This window comes from Acinetobacter sp. YH01008, assembly GCF_013420435.1.
GTDB lineage: Bacteria > Pseudomonadota > Gammaproteobacteria > Pseudomonadales > Moraxellaceae > Acinetobacter > Acinetobacter pseudolwoffii.
This window is the reverse complement of the sequence record NZ_VOYD01000064.1, coordinates 1-3,775: the sequence shown is the minus strand read 5'-3', so window position 1 is coordinate 3,775 and position 3,775 is coordinate 1. Positions and strand designations below refer to the sequence as shown.

The 3,775-nt window shown below is 35.0% G+C and carries 4 protein-coding genes; 3 read left to right on the top strand and 1 reads right to left on the bottom strand.

Translation table 11 applies throughout. The annotated features are described in order from the left end of the window. Positions 1 to 446, bottom strand: a 446-nt coding sequence (locus FTT75_RS15425) for an Arm DNA-binding domain-containing protein (RefSeq protein WP_180186804.1), incomplete at its 3' end; no start/stop codon positions are given. Positions 447 to 898: 452 nt separating this feature from the next. On the opposite strand from FTT75_RS15425, the gene FTT75_RS15420 reads away from it, so the two are divergent. The 3 genes from FTT75_RS15420 to FTT75_RS15410 all read left to right on the top strand — a co-directional run bounded on the left by FTT75_RS15420 (position 899) and on the right by FTT75_RS15410 (position 3,594). After that, positions 899 to 1,630, top strand: a complete 732-nt coding sequence (locus FTT75_RS15420; RefSeq protein ID WP_125274828.1) for a Fic family protein — start codon at positions 899 to 901, stop codon at positions 1,628 to 1,630. Positions 1,631 to 1,770: 140 nt separating this feature from the next. Continuing rightward, positions 1,771 to 2,841, top strand: a complete 1,071-nt coding sequence (locus FTT75_RS15415) for a hypothetical protein (protein WP_125274827.1) — start codon at positions 1,771 to 1,773, stop codon at positions 2,839 to 2,841. Then, complete coding sequence (locus tag FTT75_RS15410; protein WP_125274826.1) at positions 2,842 to 3,594, top strand: hypothetical protein; 753 nt, start codon at positions 2,842 to 2,844, stop codon at positions 3,592 to 3,594. It abuts the gene before it with no gap. Positions 3,595 to 3,775 lie beyond the last annotated feature (181 nt).

Genomic DNA, 3,775 nt, shown 5'->3' with positions numbered 1-3,775 from the left:
TACAAGCGTTTGCCAAAAACAGAAAATACATGTTTTTCCAATGCACTTTTATTTCTGGTCATCGTGTCCTGCACCCAAGTATTCGCTTTGGTGTCTAACCATTCACGGGCCAGAACTTCAAAGGTGGCATTGTGCTGTTCTAGTTCTTGCCGTTTACGTTCTTGCTTGGTGATGATTGGATTATCGCCGTGTGAAATATCCTTAATGATTTCTCTGGCCTTTTTACGTGCGCCAGCTCCCGACAATTCAGGATACGTACCGATGCCAAGCCGCGACCATTTGCCATTTGCCTTCTTGTATCTGAATAACCACGCTTTTTTACTATCAGGCTTTACACGGGAATATAAGCCTTCGCCGTCCAGCTCCCGATACTCTTTTGATTCAGGTTCCAGATTAGCTAATATGGTATCTGATAGCGGCCACTTTTTAATATCGGATCTTTTCATTTTTGTATCACTGCGGTTTCAATAATTATTGAATGACACAAAGTGTGATACATGATAAGCAATGCTGTAGATATTTATAATTCGTTATAAGTACCCGTAAAAAAGCCCTGAATCCTTTATAGATCTGGGCTTTCCAATTCATAAGTCATTATATAACGTCATGTGAATTTATAAATTTGGTGGAGGTGGCGTCAATTGAACTCAAACCCTAACCTATTAATTCTCAAGCTATTTTACTGAATAAAAAAATTCATTGACCCAATTTTGACCCAAATTAGATTTAATGCATTGAATCACTTTAAAATCTTATTCAAATCCGAATTCAGGATTTGAAGTGGCGTACCGATTCTACCATTATTATAATTCAATAAAAATACCATGTTATAACATATCATTTCTTTGATTTTCTTTTTTGATGTATCATTCTTTTAGATATATTCAGGGACAAGGTAATGTTTGAAATTATTGATGATTTAAAAAATAAATTAGATCAACATCGCCCTCTCTCTCCGTCAATTGTCAAAAACTTACAAGAAGATCTTATTGTCCGTTGGACCTATCATTCGAATGCAATTGAAGGTAATACACTTACCCTACTAGAAACAAAAGTAGTACTGGAAGGTATTACTGTTGGTGGAAAGGCATTAAGAGAACACTTCGAAGCGATCAACCATAGAAATGCAATTTACTATGTTGAAGATATTATTCGGAAAGAGGAGTCTTTTTCTGAATGGCAAATTCGTAATATCCATCAGCTTATCTTAAAGAATATTGATGATGATAATGCTGGACGTTATCGTCAACAAAATGTCCTGATATCAGGTGCTACGTCTACCCCGCCTGATTACACCTTATTAAATGACAAGATGGCTCAATTAGTAGACTGGTATAATAGTGAAGCACATAAACTACATCCAATTGAACGAGCAGCCAAAGTACATGCTGATTTTGTTGGCATTCATCCATTCATTGATGGCAATGGGCGTACATCACGTCTATTGATGAATCTTGAATTATTAAAAGCTGGCTATCCGCCTTGTGTTATCACTGTTGAAAGTCGATTAGCTTATTATGAAGCTCTTGATCAATGGATGTCTTATGGGAAAACTGATGCATTTATCCACTTGGTTTCCGATGCGGTACTCGAAGGATTTAAACCGTATCAAGTTGTTTTAGGTCTTTAAAATGAAGACTTAGTTTATACAATAGTATCAAAATTCTACTTATGCCGATCCATAATTTTATGGGCTTATAAATTATGAACAAACTCGAATTCATGATTTAATATAATCTCGTGCTTTAATTTCTTTTTCACACAATAAACATGAATTTTTTTATAGAATCAAAACCACCTACTTCCGATGATATTAATACTTTATGTGGAAAGATTTTAAGTCATGAAATCAAAGTTCATTTTTTTGAAAAAAAAATTTCTGAGCTTGTACAACAATTTCAAATCAATCATCCTCCCCAAAATCTTCAACATATTTCTCAAACTGATTTAAACACCTTACATATCTTAGGTTTTAATTTTAAAAATGCTCAACAGTTACCATCAATTGGTTTGATCGGCTTTGGACTGTTAAACTTATTTTCCTTCTTACTTATTTTAACCCATCTACTGCTTTTTCAAACAGCATCTGATTGGGTAAATCTTATTCCTACCTATATTGAATGCAGCATATTTTTCTTAATTTGCGTAGGTTCGGGTTTAATGTTCAGAGCAACGCGTGTAACTCGAAGAGTTGATGAAATTTTATGGAGTATTTTCTCCATGATTGGACTTGTCCTTGCATTTGGTTCTGCACAACGTCTATTTTTTTATGCTGATCACTTAATTCCATTTAGCTTGCATAAAAGTTTAATCCCTAGCCAAATTTTCCATTTATATACTCAGATTCCTGCAAGCACGTGGGCACAATTTTTATTCATTTTATATTGTATTATTGGGATCGTTATCTTTTATGTAAGCTCATATTTATTTTCTGCATCCCCTGAAATTGCCAATATTGTGCGACGCTACCCTGATATTTTCCATGTTGGAAATCCACATGAATTGCAGCAAGAAAAACGAGACTTAATCCAAGAAATCAATAAAGCAAACAACAACCTAAGAGCATTTGAGCGCTTCAAAGCCAAGGTAATTTCAGAACTTGAAAATGATCCAATCCTAGAGCATATAAACCTCTCTCCCACTATTGAATTAATTGACCCTATTCAAAAGATACAAGAGAAATTAACCTGTCTTTCTCTTGATCACAGTCATCTAGAACAACAATATCAACTTGAGCGCATTCAACATTTACTGAGTAGCCTACAACTACTCTCTCAAGATGCATCATCTCTACAACAGCAGTTTGAAATATTTAATACTGTTCAGGCAGAGAGAATATAAATGCATTTAAGTCAAAATTCCAAGAAGCTTTGGCCACTTTTGTGGATGTTATTCTGTTGTACTGTCCTAATTAATTGTATACTTCTCTACCAATTCGATAAAAAGAATCAACGTGACCGCTTTACAGGTTGCCTCAACAAAATTGAACAAAAACATGTTTTTGTCATTGATCCATCATCGATTCATAGCACTCAAACACAATCTGAAATTCTATCTAGAATTACACAGCAAGCCCACAAGATCAAACGTGAAGATTTAGCTTTAGTATATGTGATAAATGGTCAATCCATGAGTGAATTACAACCTGTATTTAAAGCATGTCACGCCGATACGAACTTTGAAAAATTATTTTTGAAATCTGTACAGTATGCGGTCTATGCTCAAACACAGCATTCAACAGCCATTCCGCTTGCTGAAGCATTACTCGATATCGAGCTAAGTCAACATCAGATTCAGCCGAAGCAAACTCGATTATTTATTTTTTCCAATTTCTTACAAAATTCACAAAATTTGTCATTTGCAGAAAGTACAGATCTAAAGGCAGCGATTAATCAATTCAAATTAAGCCGCCTTGGTGGTGTACAACGTCCAACTTTTATCAACACCACTGTATATTTACATATTATTCCGCCTGCACAACTCACTGAGAACCTACTCAATATTCGTGATGGTTTTTGGATATGGTTTTTTGGAGATATGCGTGGCGATAGACGTGCATATGGTTTGGAACGTCACGATCTACCAGGTTCATAATATTTTTTAGAGGGGATTCATCATGTCATTTGCAGCAAAAAAAGGGCTTCCAAGTCATTGCTGTCCCACAATTTTTCACAAGAGGAAGCTCATTTGTGCTTCCTCTTGTTTTATGGGTATTTTATCGGGTGAAAATAAAGCTTTTAAAGTTCTTCTTTCAAACAAATTCACTTGAATTATT

Bases quoted from the DNA above. Each gene is read 5' to 3' on its own strand.
- FTT75_RS15420 (WP_125274828.1), top strand. From the start codon at position 899: ATGTTTGAAATTATTGATGATTTAAAAAATAAATTAGATCAACATCGC.
- FTT75_RS15415 (WP_125274827.1), top strand. From the start codon at position 1,771: ATGAATTTTTTTATAGAATCAAAACCACCTACTTCCGATGATATTAAT.
- FTT75_RS15410 (WP_125274826.1), top strand. From the start codon at position 2,842: ATGCATTTAAGTCAAAATTCCAAGAAGCTTTGGCCACTTTTGTGGATG.